Source organism: Ruminococcoides intestinale (assembly GCF_040095935.1).
GTDB lineage: Bacteria > Bacillota > Clostridia > Oscillospirales > Acutalibacteraceae > Ruminococcoides > Ruminococcoides intestinale.
Window position 1 is genome coordinate 427,725 of sequence record NZ_JBBMFQ010000002.1, and the last position, 16,930, is coordinate 444,654.

The 16,930-nt window shown below is 40.4% G+C and carries 15 protein-coding genes and 1 tRNA gene; 12 read left to right on the forward strand and 4 right to left on the reverse strand.

The window, feature by feature from the left end:
* Positions 1-35: 35 nt before the first annotated feature.
* Complete coding sequence (locus WMO31_RS05775; protein WP_005929412.1) at positions 36-194, reverse strand: hypothetical protein; 159 nt, start codon at positions 192-194, stop codon at positions 36-38.
* A 524-nt stretch (positions 195-718) separates the two neighbouring features.
* On the opposite strand from WMO31_RS05775, the gene tnpA reads away from it, so the two are divergent.
* Entirely contained in the window at positions 719-1,141 is a 423-nt protein-coding gene (gene tnpA, locus WMO31_RS05780; RefSeq protein ID WP_367999363.1) for an IS200/IS605 family transposase, read from the forward strand.
* A gap of 141 nt (positions 1,142-1,282) precedes the next feature.
* Here the strand turns inward: tnpA and WMO31_RS05785 are convergent.
* A tRNA-Trp gene (locus WMO31_RS05785) sits at positions 1,283-1,358 on the reverse strand.
* Between the two features lie 289 nt (positions 1,359-1,647).
* Between WMO31_RS05785 and WMO31_RS05790 the strand changes: the two genes are divergently transcribed.
* On the forward strand, positions 1,648-4,818 hold the full coding sequence (locus tag WMO31_RS05790; RefSeq protein WP_367999364.1) for a CHAP domain-containing protein: 3,171 nt from the start codon (positions 1,648-1,650) through the stop codon (positions 4,816-4,818).
* A 170-nt stretch (positions 4,819-4,988) separates the two neighbouring features.
* Here WMO31_RS05790 and WMO31_RS05795 read toward each other — a convergent pair whose 3' ends face one another.
* Positions 4,989-5,156 (reverse strand): hypothetical protein, encoded by a 168-nt coding sequence (locus WMO31_RS05795; protein ID WP_015523284.1) that lies wholly within the window; start codon positions 5,154-5,156, stop codon positions 4,989-4,991.
* Between the two features lie 210 nt (positions 5,157-5,366).
* On the opposite strand from WMO31_RS05795, the gene WMO31_RS05800 reads away from it, so the two are divergent.
* Positions 5,367-6,809, forward strand: coding sequence for a nicotinate phosphoribosyltransferase (locus WMO31_RS05800; protein WP_015523285.1), 1,443 nt, complete (start codon positions 5,367-5,369; stop codon positions 6,807-6,809).
* Positions 6,810-7,172: 363 nt separating this feature from the next.
* Here the strand turns inward: WMO31_RS05800 and WMO31_RS05805 are convergent, their stop codons facing one another.
* Complete coding sequence (locus tag WMO31_RS05805; RefSeq protein ID WP_181979566.1) at positions 7,173-7,499, reverse strand: helix-turn-helix domain-containing protein; 327 nt, start codon at positions 7,497-7,499, stop codon at positions 7,173-7,175.
* 175 nt (positions 7,500-7,674) lie between these two features.
* Here WMO31_RS05805 and WMO31_RS05810 point away from each other — a divergent pair, with 175 nt between their 5' ends.
* From WMO31_RS05810 to WMO31_RS05850, 9 genes are all read left to right on the forward strand, one after another.
* A complete protein-coding gene (locus WMO31_RS05810) occupies positions 7,675-9,768 on the forward strand; it encodes a leucine-rich repeat protein (protein ID WP_303689263.1) in 2,094 nt (697 codons plus the stop codon).
* A gap of 154 nt (positions 9,769-9,922) precedes the next feature.
* Entirely contained in the window at positions 9,923-10,723 is an 801-nt protein-coding gene (thyX, locus tag WMO31_RS05815) for an FAD-dependent thymidylate synthase (RefSeq protein ID WP_101028904.1), read from the forward strand.
* 7 nt (positions 10,724-10,730) lie between these two features.
* On the forward strand, positions 10,731-11,405 hold the full coding sequence (locus WMO31_RS05820) for a dTMP kinase (RefSeq protein ID WP_278418332.1): 675 nt from the start codon (positions 10,731-10,733) through the stop codon (positions 11,403-11,405).
* Positions 11,392-12,282, forward strand: a complete 891-nt coding sequence (locus WMO31_RS05825) for a DUF2156 domain-containing protein (RefSeq protein WP_367999365.1) — start codon at positions 11,392-11,394, stop codon at positions 12,280-12,282. Before WMO31_RS05820 ends, WMO31_RS05825 begins: the two co-directional genes overlap by 14 nt.
* The gene (locus WMO31_RS05830) at positions 12,279-13,067 is read left to right on the forward strand and encodes a GNAT family N-acetyltransferase (protein ID WP_117948859.1); all 789 of its coding nucleotides are present in this window, start codon (positions 12,279-12,281) and stop codon (positions 13,065-13,067) included. Before WMO31_RS05825 ends, WMO31_RS05830 begins: the two co-directional genes overlap by 4 nt.
* Before the next feature lie 13 nt (positions 13,068-13,080).
* On the forward strand, positions 13,081-13,620 hold the full coding sequence (locus WMO31_RS05835; protein WP_117948857.1) for a DJ-1 family glyoxalase III: 540 nt from the start codon (positions 13,081-13,083) through the stop codon (positions 13,618-13,620).
* Entirely contained in the window at positions 13,611-14,213 is a 603-nt protein-coding gene (locus tag WMO31_RS05840; protein WP_117971526.1) for a 5-formyltetrahydrofolate cyclo-ligase, read from the forward strand. The genes WMO31_RS05835 and WMO31_RS05840 overlap by 10 nt, the downstream gene beginning before the upstream one ends.
* Before the next feature lie 6 nt (positions 14,214-14,219).
* Complete coding sequence (gene mltG, locus WMO31_RS05845) at positions 14,220-15,575, forward strand: endolytic transglycosylase MltG (protein WP_117837786.1); 1,356 nt, start codon at positions 14,220-14,222, stop codon at positions 15,573-15,575.
* Positions 15,565-16,794 carry a peptidase U32 family protein gene (locus tag WMO31_RS05850; RefSeq protein ID WP_015523295.1) on the forward strand — a complete coding sequence of 410 codons (1,230 nt, stop codon included), beginning with the start codon at positions 15,565-15,567 and terminating at the stop codon, positions 16,792-16,794. Before mltG ends, WMO31_RS05850 begins: the two co-directional genes overlap by 11 nt.
* The last annotated feature ends 136 nt before the right edge of the window (positions 16,795-16,930 follow it).

A 16,930-nucleotide genomic window follows, 5' to 3' on the forward strand; every position in this document is an offset into this window, starting at 1 on the left:
TCTCTTACGGGCAGTAGCAAAGCCAGGCGAGCCAGTCAACGGTCAAGATGAACGGCGCTTTCAGCGCCGCCGTTGACAGTCTCGCCCGTCTTTGCTAATGGGTAATCAAGGCGGGAAAGCCATTTTAGGGCTTTCCCGCCCATTTCAATTTTGGGAGAAGAAAGGCCCCAAAATGAACGAGTGCGGCCAAACACTTTTAGGGATTGGCCACCTTGTCCACCCATCCAGCGGGGCGGCGGGGAACGGTCAAGGCCGGGCGTCAGCCCATTCATTTCAGCCTTGACGGTTTCCTGCCGTCCTGCTACTTTTCCCGGAGTGTGGCCACACATCTGGTCACGGTGTCCAGAGCTTTGGGACTTTTTGTCCCATAGGCCGGGGGCGGAGGACGAGGGACGGGGGCTTTCATAATACGCCCTGTCTGCTGCTGAAATCAGCCCTTTGTTTCCGGCTTACCAGCCCCAAACAAAGCCCTGCTTTCCTGCCGCGTCAAATGCCCTTGCCCTCCCCGGCGGCAACGGTATTTTCAGGGCAACGCCGACAGAGCGTATAACACACTACACTTTGCTCCGCAAAGTCGTGTGCCAAATGGGGCGCTGCCCCCTTTGGAAACCCCCGCAACAAACAGGTGCTATGCACCCAGCCGGGAGCATAGCGCCGTTTGTTGTCAGCAGCCCGTTTCACGGTCTGCGTGTAGTTCCTTGTAAACTGACCTAAATGGATGTGCAAATACCATGTAGTGTTTGTACCAAAGTATAGAAGAAAAATAATATATGCACAGTATCGACAGAGTTTGCAAAACATAATAAGATTGTTATGTCAGTACAAAGGAGTGGAGATACTAGAGGGGCATATGATGATAGATCATGTACACTTGCTATTAAGTATACCACCGAAGATAAGTGTGTCAAGTTTTATGGGATATTTAAAAGGAAAAAGTGCGTTAATGATGTTTGAGAAACACGCAAATCTGAAGTATAAGTTTGGAAATAGGCACTTTTGGGCAGAAGGATATTATGTGAGTACAGTAGGTCTAAATGAAGCAACCATAAGAAAATACATAGAAGACCAAGAAAAGCATGATATAGCACTAGATAAATTAAGTGTACGAGAATATGAAGACCCTTTTAAGGGTGGCGAGTAATACAAACACCCTTTAAGGGGTGGCGAAAGAGGCAAAGGCAATAGGCTTGAACAAAGTGAAAGCCAGCGTCTTGAGGCGCTGGCCGGTAGCATGGGCTTATAGCCCTAGAGCAAACCACCCGTTGGACGGGTGGTTTTGATTTGGCAGGGGCAGAAGGACTTGAACCCTCGGCACGCGGTTTTGGAGACCGCTGCTCTACCAACTGAGCTATACCCCTATATTAATTTTAACCGATGAAATTATGAAGGTCGGTTTTGCAAACTTACTTATAAATTTCAACGCAAGATAAATTATATCACCGTTCAGTCGATTTGTCAACACATTTTTGCAAAATTTGATATTATCTATTCTGCACTAAAAATTATGCTATTTTTATCTTTGATATGGATATTGTGCATTATCAACAAGAGTATGAGGCTTTTTTCTTGCATGTCTTACATTGATTTTATACATTAGTGATGCTATAATTATACCATAATATTTTATATGTAAAGTGAGGGAAAACTATGAAAAAGAAGTTTAAGACAATTGTATCCATTGCGGTTATAATTATGGTTTTTATTAATTCGATAAGTGGATTTAATGTATTTGCGGCTACAAGCGATAATCCCTATAAAACTATGGCAAATATAGCTTCTGATGAGGTCGGATATATAGAAACTACTAATTCTGATGGTACCTTTATTTCTAAATATGGGGAATGGTATGGCATGTCTGGTTCGCCTTGGTGTGCAATGTTTGTTAGTTGGTGTGCATGGAAAGCTAATATTTCTAACTTGTCCATACCTAAATTTTCTTCTTGTAGTGTGGGAAGAAATTGGTTTAAAAATAAAAATTTGTGGAGAGATAGTGCTGACTATACACCGAGTACAGGAGATTTGATTTTTCTTAATGATTGTACGCATGTTGGTATAGTTGAAAAGTGCGAAGATGACATCGTTTATACTATTGAAGGCAATGCTTATGATTCAACAGAGGGTACTTATGGTGTTAGAAAAAGATTTTATGCAATTTCAAGTTCAAAGATAACTGGTTATGGAATTCCAGATAAAAATTTAAGTAGTAAGATTAATGGAGTGGCAACAAAGAAATCGACTGCTTATATGTTACCTGATTCTAAGTCCAAAACTGTTTGGGAAGTTTGGGAAAATGATGAGTTGGAAATTTTGTGTAAGGATGGTGCATACTATCTTGTAATGTATCCATTTTTAAGTACAGGTAAGTTTGTTTGTGCATATGTCCCTGAAGAAGCTGTTTCACCTCTATCAAATGTACAGAGTTCAAAAGATTATTATGATATCAATGTTGACGCGGTTACAGTAGGAGAAACTACTGTGTACCATAATCCTTCAGAGTCCTCGCTTCTATCAAATTCAGGGGAAGATAAAAAAGTACGTGCTACTCTTAATGAAAATACTAAGTGCTTTGTTTTATTTTCTAAAGATGATTTTTATTTCATAAAGACTGGTGATGGTATTACTGGCTTTGTAAAAAACAATAGCATAGAGTTGAAAAAAACAGATTCTGGATTATGTGGAGATGTGGATAACGATTCTAGTGTAAATATAACTGATGCAACAGTATTGCAAAAGTTTTTAGTCTTAATTTTAAAGGAAGATAATATTCAATATGCTGTTTCTGATACAAATTCTGACGGGAAAGTTAATATAAAGGATGCAACTGCTATTCAGAAATATATTGTTGGAATAATAAGTGAATTGCCGGAAAGAACCGATGAGGAAACTTCTACTACAGTAAGTCCGACTAATCCTACTGATGGTGTTAATATTTCGGCCATTTGGCTTCCTGATAATATAGAGATTGCTCTTGATGAGACTATTCGTGTAAGTTACGAAATTTCGCCGTCAAATGCAACCAATGATAAATTATATTGGATGAGTTCCGATGATAGTGTGGTGACAGTTACTGACGATGGTCTAATAACTGGTAAAAGAATTGGTTCGACCAAAATATTTGTTGTTTCATCTAACGGTGTTAAAAGTAGTGCTACGATAAATGTAGTAAATAAGTATGTTGATATTAAACAGATTTCAATTGACAAAACTGCACCTGAAGCTGTCTATTCAGGAACTTCAATACAGCTTAATGCTAGTATAGTTCCCACAAATGCAACAAATAGAAATATTGAATGGACCTCATCAAATCCTGATATCGCATCAGTTGACAGTAATGGTTTAGTTACTACGAAAACAGCAGGAACAGCAGTAATTACTGCTACGTCTGCCACTGGAAATGTTAAGGCGACTTCCACAATAAAAGTTAATCAGCTTGTATCATATATTGCAAATGGAAATTATTGCTTTAAGTTAAAGGGTACAAATTCATATCTTGACCATCAGGGTGGTAATTCGAATGGAACTAATGTTCATCTTTGGAGTGGCGATGGTAATTCGAATCCAAAACAAAAAATTAAATTAGAACGTATTGATGATAACAGATATAAGCTTTGGAGTGCTACTTCTCCAGAATTAATGTTAGATGTTAATAGAGGAGGAACTTCTTTTAATGATCCTCTTAAAGTTGGTTTGAACATCGATCTTTGGACAAATAATGATTGGCAAGCTCAAGAGTGGTTGTTTACAAAAACATATGATGGTTATTACATAATTAGATTGAATATGCTTCAAGAAGGTGCTATTGAAGCTAGCGGCAAAGACAATGGATCCAATATTTTTTATGGTTCATATAACTGTGAAAATGATATGCAGAAGTGGAAACTTGTCAACACAACCGAGTATACAGCACCTGAAACAACCGCATGGATTTGTAATACCCAGGATATAGGAAATGTAAATGTTCGTAGTGGTCCTGGAACTAATTATTCATCAATTGGAGGTTTTAACGAAGGTCAACAGATTACAGTTATTGGTAGCACAACTGATACCTGGTTAAAAGTTCGTGGCTCAAATAGACACAATGGGGAAACGATTCAAGGATATACTCATAGAGATTATATCCGGTTTGAACAGGTAATTGTTCGGGAACGAACTGCATGGGTTTATAATACCGGCAATATAGGCAATGTAAATGTAAGACAAGGTCCAGGTACGGGTTATACATCAATAGGCGGGTTTAACGAGGGACAACAAATCACGGTTATCGGTGAGTTAAATGGTGATTGGTACAATGTTAAAGGTAGTAATCGTCATAATGGAAATATCATTGAAGGATATACACATAAAGACTATGTAACATTTGATAAACCATCAGAACCTACCTACGAGAATCCCTCACCTAATCTATACTCGAATTCCTATAATAAAAATTTGAATCCGTTTGCACAAGCTAACTGGTTTGGTCAGTGTACATGGTATGCGTGGGGTAGAACAAACGAGGTGACAGGAAAGAAACTTCCATGTAGAGGAGATGCACGTACGTGGTATTCGGTGGCAAAAAATAATGGCTATTCTGTGGGGGCTACTCCAAAAAATAATTCTATAGCAGTTTGGTCTAATGGTTCATATGGTCATGTTGCATACGTTGAAAAGGTTGATGGCAATAATGTGACCATAACTGAATCTAACTGGAATAGAGTAACGTATGATAATGTATATACCATTGAAAAAGGTATATACTACTATTCAGGTTATAAAACTTTGACCAAAGCTCAAATGAGTAGCAGATGTGGAACTTTGGTTGGGTATATCTATCTTTAATATTACGAAGGAAATTATCTGTTAAGCTACAGAGACATTAAAAGTCAGATAATATTATGTGTATATAAATTGCATAATCAAAAAGCGAAAGTCGGATACACGGCTTTCGCTTTTTTGTGATGCTTATTTAATTGAATTACATTAAAATCAGACAAATCAAGCTAACCAAATCACTCAGTTTCTCTGATTTCCTGCGGATTTTCGGGGAAGCCTTCAATTTGGAAACGGAGTCCGCAGGTGGGGCATTCAAGGTACGGCTTGCCGTTGTTGAGGTTGTCCTGAATAATCATCATTTCGCTTTCGCAGAATGGGCAGAGTTTATTATTTTCGCTGTTCATATTTTTACCTCCGAGTGGATTGTTTTCGATATAACTTAATTATACCTTTAAGCGGTAAAATGTCAACCGAGATATTAAAAATGTATAGGCAAGAGGGTTGGATTTTAACGGCTTTTGTGCAAATTCCGCTTTACAAATTGACGAAAAAAGACTAAACTATATCTATGCTTCTGCGTTGCAGAATATACAATCTCATTCAAGGTGATTATTATGAAAAAAGAAAATATGGCTATGCTGTGTGACTTCTACGAATTTACAATGTCAAACGGCTATTTTAAAAACGGTTTTTATAAAAAGAATGTCTATTTTGATGTGTTCTTCCGCAAAGTTCCCGACAACGGCGGTTTTGCGATTATGGCAGGTCTTGAACAGGCTATTGAGTACATCAGGGAACTTCATTTTGAAGACGAGGATATTGAGTATCTCAAGAGCAAGGGCATTTTTGACGAGCAGTTTCTTGAGTATTTGAGAAATTTCAAATTCAGCGGTGATGTTTATGCAATTCCCGAGGGAACTCCGATTTTCCCGAACGAGCCTGTTATGACAATCAAAGCGCCTGCAATTGAAGCTCAGCTTGTTGAAACATTCCTTCTCCTCACAATCAATCATCAGACTCTCATTGCGACAAAGGCTAACAGAATTGTCCGTGCCGCTCAGGGCAGAGCCGTACTTGAATTCGGTTCACGCCGTGCTCAGGGTGCAAATGCCGCAGTTGACGGTGCAAGAGCTGCATATATCGGCGGCTGCAAGGGTACAGCCTGCACACTTACAGACGAGCTTTACGGCGTTCCCGCCGGCGGTACAATGGCACATTCATGGGTTCAGATGTTCAACAGCGAGTATGACGCTTTTAAAACCTACTGCGAGATGTATCCCGATAATCCTACTCTCCTTGTTGATACATACAACACATTAAAGAGCGGTGTCCCGAATGCCATTAAGGTGTTCAAGGAGGTTCTTCTTCCGCAGGGTAAGACCAAGTGTGCAATCCGCCTTGATTCGGGCGATATTTCCTATCTTTCAAAGAAAGCAAGAAAAATGCTTGATGACGCAGGTCTTACTGAATGTACAATTACTGCGTCAAACGCTCTTGACGAGTACCTTATTCGTGACCTTATGATGCAGGGCGCTCAGGTTGACACATTCGGTGTCGGTGAAAGACTCATCACTTCATCAAGCTCGCCTGTATTCGGCGGTGTTTATAAGCTTGTTGCCGTCGAAAATGACGGCGGCGAAATTGTGCCGAAAATTAAGGTCAGCGAAAATACAACCAAGATTACAAATCCGCACTTCAAAAAGGTTTACCGCTACTTTGACAAGGACAGCGGTAAGGCTATTGCCGATGAGCTTTGCATTTATGATGAGGTTGTTGACGATTCAAAGCCGAGAACAATTTTCGATCCGAATGCAGTTTGGAAAACAAAAATGCTTGATAACTATACTGCAAAGGAACTTCTTGTGCCAATCTTCAAGAACGGCAAGTGCGTGTATGAGTCACCGTCAATTGAGGAAATCGCAACCTATTGCCGTGAGCAGATTGACCTTCTCTGGGACGAGGTTAAGCGTTTTGAAAATCCGCATAACTATTATGTTGACCTCTCAAAGAAACTCTATGACATCAAGGCTCTTTTGCTCAATATCTATGAAAAATGATTTTTGATTAATTTTTAATTAAAAATCTGAAAATTGAAAAGTAAAATTTACGGTCGGGTAGTTCGTCTATCCGACTGTTTTTATATGTATGGATATTGTTTGCCGTTACAATTTTGCAATTGTTTTAAAATTGTCTTATTTGGATAATTCTACGAACGAAATATAATTTTATTTCCAATTATTTTGGGGCAAAAATAAACGGCGGTTTTTGACCGCCCGACACACTATATTATACTTAAATTAACTTATATACCCTTATTACCAACCGATTTATTATTGCAAATCAATTTTTTAATCAAATTTCGTTCTAAAATAAAAAAGGCGGATACTCTCCGCTTACATCTTACTATATATTACGCAGTATCACGCATCTGCCATTGTTTTAATTCTTTCATCAATTCGGATTTTGTTTTCGTAGGTCAGTTGTCTGAAATGTTCTATCAAATCGGCTTCGTTCGGTGTAATTTGTGAGTTGCTGTATGGATTTTTGATATCTGACATACCGATAAGGTAGTCAACCGTAACGCTGAAAATTTCCGCCAAGCTTTTGAGCGTGTCAATAGACGGCTGTGTAATGCCCTTTTCATATTTTGAAATTGCACTCGCCTTTAAATTCAGCTTTTCAGCAAGCTCAGTCTGTGACATATCGTTGTCAACACGCAATTCTTTTAATCTGACTGAAAACTCCATAATAACACCTTTGCCTGTAATTTAGTTTCTTTGGTTTATTATACCATTTGTTTCATAAATAATAAAAATAATAGCCAAATCAGATTAAAATATGTTGACAATTGAAAAATAGGAATATATAATTATCTTAATAAGATAATTATTTTATTAAAAATTCTTGTTAGGAGGAAAGAAAATGAAAAAATTATTATGTGCAGTCCTTTCGGGTATAATGGTATTTTCAACTTTTGCGGTTGCCGTGCCGATTACAGCCTCAGCCGCCGAATCACAGGAAAGCGTAAGCGCAACCTACGGCGATTTTGAATATACCCTCGAAGATGACTATACCTGTACGATTACAAAGTACAATGGTCATGCGGCTAATGTCACTATTCCGTCAACAATTTATGGGAATAAAGTGACAAAAATTGGGAATTCTTCATTTAGAGAGAATAACAATCTTATGAGTGTTACAATTCCAAATTCTGTAAAGGAAATTGATAGCTATGCTTTTGCAAATTGCTATTCGTTAAGCACTGTAACATTTTCAAATAGTTTAAAGTCAATAGGTTACAGCGCATTTGCAAAAACTAATTTGAAAAAAGTAACAATACCAAATTCTGTTACAGAGATTGATGAGTTTGCCTTTTCAGGATGTGAAAATCTATCGAGTTTAACACTTTCAAACAAATTAGAAAGTATAGGCGGATGGGCTTTTGAATCATGTACAAGCTTAACAAGCGTTACTTTGCCAAATAGTGTTACAGAGATTGGTGTTTATGCCTTTGATAGTTGTAGTTCATTGAAAACAGTTTCAATAGGTAGCGGACTAAAGTATTGTTATACTCAAGGCGATGGTCGGTTTATATTTGGTGATTGTATTGCTCTTGAAAGTATTACTGTCAGTTCCTCAAATAATAACTACAGTAGCGCTAATGGCATTATGTATGATAAAAAGAAAACTGAAATTTTAGTATATCCGCAAGCGAAAAAAGATACATCATATACCGTGCCGAGTACAATAAAAACCCTTTACTTCATGAGTACGAACAACAATCCTTATTTAAAAACAATTACAATTCCTTCAAGTGTTACTGACATTAGAAATAATGCTGTAGGATATACTACAAAAGACGGTTGGAATTATAATAAAGTAAGCGGTTTTACAATCAAAGGCTACAAGGGTACAGAAGCTGAAAGATATGCACGAAACAATGATTTTAATTTTGTTCAGTTGCAGGTTGTTCCAACCTCGGTTGCCCTCAACAAGACAACTTTAACACTTGACATTGGAAAAACCTCAAATCTCAGAGCAACAGTATACCCATCAAATGCATCAAATAAAAAATGCACTTGGAGCAGTTCAAATTCAAGCGTTGCAACTGTTGACGGCAACGGCAAAGTAACCGCCAAAGCGTCAGGTACGGCAACAATCACGGTAAAAACTTCAAACGGCAAAACCGCAACTTGCAAAGTTACCGTAAATCTTCCCACTCCGCAGATTACAAGCCTTGCAAACACAACAGGCGGTATCAAGATTTCGTGGAACAAGGTTTCGGGTGCTTACGGCTACAGACTTTATTACAAGCCTGCGTCGGGTGGTTGGAAACGCTTTAAAGACACAACCGCCACATCGTTTACCGATTCGGGAGTAGTACCGAATAAAACTGAAACATACACAATCCGCTGTATTGACAAAAACGGCAACACAATCAGCGGATTTAACTCGACAGGCTGGTCAAAAAAATATACACCTGTTGCTCCGACAATTTCAAAACTCGATATCACCACAGGCGGTATCAAGCTTAGTTGGAACAAAATCGCAGGTGTTTACGGTTACAGACTTTACTATAAAACATCGTCAGGCGGTTGGAAGAGATTTAAGGACACAACTGCCACATCGTTCACCGATTCGGGAGTAAGTCCTAACAGAACCGAAACCTACACAATCCGTTGTATTGACAAGAACGGCAATACCGTCAGCGGTTTTTATTCAAGGGGTTGGTCGAAGAAATACACTCCTGTTGCTCCGACAATTACAAGGCTTTCAAACACATCAAAGGGTGTAAGCGTAACTTGGAATAAAATCGCAGGCGTTTACGGCTACAGACTTTACAGAAAATATGACGGCGGAAGCTGGACAAAGGTAAAAGATACAACTTCAACCTCTTTCACAGATTCAGGTGCTAAAAAGGGTAAGAAGGTAACCTACACAGTTCGTTGTATTGACAGAAAAGGCAAAACAGTAAGCGGTTTCAACTCAAAGGGTTGGTCAATTACAAGAAAATAGTATTTTAATCAGAAATCCCGACAGGTTTTGTACTGTCGGGATTTTTGCTCGTTTTTACCATTGAAAAGACTGAATAATAATGTTATAATAAATCCGAATATAGAAAATTGTGAATAACTTTATCGAAAATGGGAGATGAAAACTAAAAATGGCAATAAAGGTAACGCTCCTTACACACACACCTAACCCTGAACAGACTGTTGCAATGGCGGCAAAGCTTTGCTATTCACCGTCAGGGATTGAAGATATAAGAGAAGGTCTTGACGAGGAAAAAACTTCCTCATTTATTGATATGCTTGCAAGCCTTGGTCATGCCAGTCCGACTGAACACGCATATTTTACATTCGGCATTGAGGGCATTTCAAGAGCCTGCTCACACCAGCTTGTCCGCCACAGAATTGCATCCTACAGTCAGCAGTCACAGCGCTATGTTGACGGCACAAGGTTTGACTTTGTAACTCCGCCCGAGATTGCAAAGAACGAAAAGGCTCTTGCCGCCTATGAAAAGGCTCTCAAGGTTGAGGCTGACGCTTACAAGGAAATCAGAGATGCACTCGCTGTCGGTTACATCAACGAGAAATGTCCCGATAAATACAGCGGAACGGATGAAGAAATTATCAATGCCTACAAGGCTGATGACAAAAAATCCTGCAATGCTTTCATCAAGAAAGCCAATGAGGACGCAAGATTTATTCTTCCGAATGCATCGACAACAAAAATTGTCTGCACTTTCAATGCAAGAAGCTTGCAGAACTTTTTTGCACACCGTTGTTGCAACAGAGCGCAGTGGGAAATTCGTGAGGTTGCCGAACAGATGCTTTTGCAATGTCTTGAGGTTGCTCCGCACCTTTTCAAAAACTGCGGCCCGTCATGCCTGTTCGGACCATGCCCCGAGGGCAATATGTGTTGCGGAAAGCAAAAGGAAATGCGTCAGAAATACGGCAGAGAAAAGTAAGGTATATATGAAAAGCAAAATTATTGTTATTGAGGGACTTGACGGCAGCGGAAAAGCTACGCAGACAAAGATTTTGTGCGAAAAAATTTCCGCTCTCGGAAAAAAGGTCACAAAGCTTGAATTCCCGAATTATGAAAGTCCTGCCGCCGCTCCCGTGAAGATGTATCTTGACGGCGAATTCGGTGACAAGCCCGATGATGTCAATGCCTATGCAGCGAGTGCGTTTTATGCGGTTGACCGTGTTGCAAGCTATCTTCAGTTTTGGAAAAAGGAATGTGACAACGGCGGTGTGATTTTAAGCGACCGCTATGTGACTTCAAATATAATTTATCAGATGTCCAAACTCCCGAAAGAGGAGTGGAACAGCTTTATTGATTGGCTGAACGATTTTGAATACGAAAAACTCGGGATTCCGAAACCCGACCTTGTAATCTACCTTGATGTTGAACCCGAGGTTTCGCAGAAGCTTATGGAAAAACGCTACGGCGGTGACAACAGCAAGAAAGATTTGCATGAAAAAAACCTCCGTTTCCTTCTTGACTGTCGAAAAAGTGCAGTTTATGCCGCTAAAAAATGCGGCTGGAAGGTTATTAATTGCTGTGAAAACGGAGAGATTAAGAGTATAGAAAAAATATCGGAAGAGATAGAGAGGGTAGCGGCTGAAATTTATGCTGAGCTTTAAAAAAATTGAGCAAAGTGACATAAACGAACTTAAAAAATACTACGATTATGATGAGTGCATGGGTTGCGATACCAACCTTTTGAACGCTTATCTTTGGCGAAACGAATACAATATTAAATTTGCTTTTTATGATGATACAATTGTCAAGGTGTATTGTAATCCCGACGAGTCTGTTTGGGGTTACTGTATGCCTACAGGCAAAAATATAAAGGGTGCGCTTGAAGAGGTTTTCAAAGATGCCGAGGAGAGAAACGGCAATTTGCAAATTGTTATGCTGACAAACGGCAATCGTGCAATGCTTGAAACAATGTTTCCCGACAAATTTGCTTATGTCCGTTCACCCGAAAATCAGGATTATATCTACACTTCCCGTGACCTTGCAACCCTTGCGGGCAAAAGGTTTCACGCAAAGCGTAACCACATTTCAAAATTTTACAGAACCTACACCGATACCCGTTTTGAAACTCTGTCGGATTCAAACATTCCCGATGCATTAACGGTTGCAAAACTGTGGTGTGCGGAAAATGACACCGATCCCGAAGCTTCAAGCGAAATTATGGCAATCAGGGAAATGTGCGACCTCAAAGACGAATACAATGTCAAGGGCGCTGTACTGTATGTTGACTCAAAGCCCGTTGCCATGACACTCGGAAGTGAAATTTCACCCAAGGTGTATGACATCAACTTTGAAAAGGCACTTCGTGAATATGACGGTGTTTATGCCGTAATCAACAACGAATTTGCCAAAACTCTTACGCAGTATGAGTATATAAACCGTGAGGAAGATATGGGACTTGAGGGACTCAAAAAGTCTAAACTTTCATACAATCCCGTTATTATCCTTGACCGCTGGAATGCAATACCGAAAAAACGATGAAAACGATATTTCGCAAAACCGAAAAATCCGATACCGAAAGCCTAAAAAAGCTGTGGCTCTCGTGTTTTGACGAGGATGTAACTGCCGTCAACCTGATTTTTGACAGCGACCTTTTTGACGGTTGCTGTGCCGTTGTTGACGATAGAATCGTTTCGGCTCTTTACCTTGTAAAAGGTACGCTCAACGGCGAAAAATCGCATTATCTTTGCGGTGCGTCAACCGATGAATCTTACCGTGGCAACGGGATAATGTCAAGGCTGATTGATTTTGCACTTAATGACGCAAAGAATAACGGTGATGTCTATTCTCTGCTTTTCCCTGCAAATGACGGTTTGTACGGCTTTTACGCAAAGCTCGGATATGCTCCGAGCTGCACCGTAAAAAGCCGTGAAATTTCAAGGCAAATGCTTGAAAATTTTGCAGAGAAGGGCTTGAATATCGGCTGTTCAAAAGAAAATTCTTTCATATATAATGAGAATTTTTTTGAATTTGCAAAGTCCTATTATGAGATTTACGGCTCAAAGGTGATCAATAAGAATGACTGCTTTGCCGTATTTGATGAAAACGAAAATACTGCCGATGTTTTTTACTCGGCTTATAAAAATATAAACGAACTTTCCGCACTTTTGCTTGAAAATACAAAATCAGAAAGGTTTGTGTTTACGGGCAAATCCGATAACGCTCTTTTTGAAAACTGCCAATCACAAAAATGCGGAATGATTAAATCACTCGACAAAAACCATAAAATTCCCGACGATGTCTATATCGGGATTACTCTTTCCTGAAAGGAAGTTTACTATGTTCTATGTATTTCTTGCAGAAGGCTTTGAAGAAACAGAGGCGCTTGCCCCCGTTGATGTAATGCGCAGGGCAAAGCTTGATGTTAAAACAGTCGGTGTAACAGGCGAATGTGTTACAAGCTCACACGGTGTGCCTGTCAAAGCCGATATCACAATTGATAATATTGACCTTGACGATGTTCAGGGTGTTGTACTCCCAGGCGGTATGCCAGGAACTCTCAATCTTGAGGCAAACGAAAAGGTTCTTGAGGCTGTTAAGTATAGCTGTGAAAACGGCAAAATCGTTGCCGCAATCTGTGCCGCTCCGTCAATTCTCGGTCATCTCGGAATCCTTGACAGCAAAAAGGCAACCTGTTTTCCGGGCTTTGAAAAGGAACTCAAGGGTGCAGACTATACAGGCACTCACACCGTAACGGACGGCAATATTATTACCGCAAAGGGCGCAGGCTGTGCAATTGAATTCGGTCACGCAATTGTTTCTCTCGCAGTATCAAAGGATGCCGCCGACAAGGTTATCGGTGATATGCAATGCCTGTGAAAAATGTTCGTGAGCTGAAAAGTCAGCTCCGTGCAAAATATAAAAAAATCCGAAAAAGCTGTCCTCCCGAAAAAAAGCAACAGCTTGACCTCGCCTTGCAGAACGCTTTTCTGGCAAGTGAGGAATACAAAAACTGTGATGTGCTTTTTGCCTTTGTTTCATCACCGATTGAGGTTGACACCTCGCTTATTCTTGAAACAACGCTGAAAGACGGCAAAAGGCTGGCTTTGCCAAAGTGTAAAAATAATTTCGGCGAAATGGATTTTTACCTTGTAAATTCACTTTCTCAGCTTGAAAAGGGTGCGTTCTCAATCATGGAACCAAACCCCGAGGTTTGCGAAAAGTACGAGGATTTCTCACACGGACTCTGTCTCGTTCCGGGACTTTGCTTTGATATGCAGGGATTCCGCCTTGGATTCGGCAAGGGTTACTACGACAGATTTTTACAGAATTTTTCGGGAACAAGCGTTGGGCTTTGCTACTCCAAATGTATAGAGCATACTCTGCCCTCGGGAGTGTTCGACCGCCCCGTTGACGCCGTGATTACCGAAAAATATACCAACCGAACAAATAACGAGTTTGTAAAGGAATGATACATTATGAACCCTGATAATTTTAATATGAGCGAACAGGAGCTTAACGCTCAGCGTCGCAGAAGAGCTGAAAACTTTAAACTTAATATTGATGAAAGCGAGTATGAGGACGATAATTTCGTCAAGTCTGAGGATGAACCGTCAAACCTTAATTCATACAGCGGTCAGGATGTCAAAAAGCAAATGGCCCGTGAATCAAAGCAGGTTTTAAAGCAGAAGAAAAAGGAAGAAAAAAAGGCTCTTAAAGCAAAGAACAAGTATAATCGCAGAACCTTCCGCTTTATCTGGATTATCTCGGTTTTAATTGTCGGAGCAATGGCGGCTGTATATATGATAACAGGCATGAACGATTTGCTTGCCGTGAACAGAACCGACTCATCAACCGTGAAAATTGAAATCCCCGAAAATCCGACTGTTGACGATGTTACAAAGGTACTTGTTGACAATAAAGTAATCGGTGAGCCGTCATATTTCAAGCTTTTTGTCAATGTCACAAAGTCTGCCGATGATTTTACTCAGGGTACATATGAAATTCGCAGAAATATGGACTACGAGGCAATCATCAACTTCCTTTCGAGTAACAACAACAGAACCGACACGGTTTCCGTTACAATTACCGAGGGTGAAAGCGTTCTTGAAATTGCCAACACTCTTGAAAAGAACGGTGCTTTGGGCGACAGGGACGAGTTTCTTTCGCTTTGCAATTCCGAAAAGTTTGACAGCGACTTTGACTTTATCAAGGCTGAAACAAATGCGGACAAGCGTTACTACAAGCTTGAGGGCTATCTCTATCCGGATACCTACGAATTCTACAGAAATGAAAATGCAGAATCCGTAATCTACAAATTTCTCAACAACTACGAAACAAAGATTAACGAAAAGCAGACTGTTGACGGATATTCAAAGAAAACAACAGTTTTGAAAATGGTTGAAGAGAGCGACACAAAGTATTCGCTTGATCAGGTTATGACAATCGCATCTATCATTCAGGCAGAGGCGGCTGACAAAGAGGATATGTACTACATTTCTTCAATTCTACACAACCGTCTTACAGCCGACAGCAGTCTCGGTGTGTCAAGCCTCGGTCTTGATTCAACAAAGTTCTATCCGTACAGAAGTCTTGAAGATGTTCCCGAAAATGACAGAAGCACCTACAAGAGCAGATATGATACATATGACAGGAAGGGACTTCCTTATGGTCCTATCTGCAATCCCGGTATGGATGCGATAATTGCCGCACTCAATCCGAACAGCTCGGATTATTACTTCTTCTGTCATGACAGCAAGGGACAGGCTTATTACGCATCAACACTTGAACAGCAAAACGCAAATCTGGAGTATATTGAAAGCTATGATAACTAATTTTGAAAAACCCGAAATTTTGTCACCGGCAGGTGATATGGATTGCCTTAAATCCGCTTTAAACTTTGGCGCAGATGCAGTTTTTCTTGCAGGAAAAATGTTCGGAATGCGTTCAGCACCGCAGAATTTTGATAACGATCAGCTCAAAAAAGCTTGTGACCTTGCCCACGCAAAGGGTGCAAGAATCCATGTGACCTGCAACACACTTCCACGCAATAATGAAATTCCTCATCTTCAGGAATTTATGGAAAATGCTCAGGCTTGCGGAGTTGATGCGTTCATAATTGCCGACCTCGGTGTTTTTGAGGCGGCTAAAAAGTATGCGCCAAAGGTTCAGCGCCACATTTCGACTCAGGCGGGAGTAACAAACTATGCGGCGGCAAATGTGCTTTACAATATGGGTGCGTCAAGGGTTGTGCTTGCAAGAGAAATTCCGCTTGATGAAATTGCCGAAATGCGTGCAAAAGTTCCGAAAGAGCTTGAAATTGAATGCTTTGTACACGGTGCAATGTGCGTTTCATTTTCAGGCAGATGCCTTATTTCAAGCTATATGACAGGCAGAGATGCGAACCACGGCGACTGCGCTCAGCCGTGTCGCTGGAAGTATCATCTTTACGAAGAAAACCGTCAGGGACAGTATTTTCCTGTTGAAGAAACAGGTGACGGCACATATCTCTACAATTCAAGAGATCTCTGTATGATTGAGCATATCCCCGAGCTTGTAAAGGCAGGTGTTTCAAGCTTTAAGATTGAGGGCAGAGCAAAGTCGGCTTACTATGTCGCTGTTACAACAAACGCTTACCGTCACGCTGTTGACGATTATTTTGCAGAGGGTGACGATTATGTTCTCAAACCGTGGATAAGGGAAGAACTTGAAAAAATCAGCCACCGTGAGTACAACACAGGCTTCTATTTCGGCAGAGAACCCGGTCAGGTTACGGGCAACGGAGGATATATCCGTCATTATGACAATGTTGCATTGTGTGAAGAGCTTGTGGACGACACAACCGCAGTGATCACTCAGCGCAACAAATTCTATGTGGGCGACACACTTGATGTACTTCCGCCAAGCGGAGTGCCGTTTGAAATCAAGTGTGAATCACTTACAACCGACGAGGGTATGCCCGTTGAAAGTGCGCCGCACCCGATGCAAAGACTTACAATGAAATGCAACGCTCCCGTTCCGTCAGGCTCGGTTATCAGAAAAAAGCGTGATTAATCCCGAATTTTGCTATTGACAACACAAAGAAACAGTTTTATAATCTAAGTACTGATGTTCCCCACCTTAAAAACGGTGGGGAACAATTCAGCCTTTCAGCGTGAGCGAATCTCTCGCTGAAATACTGAGGAGCTGA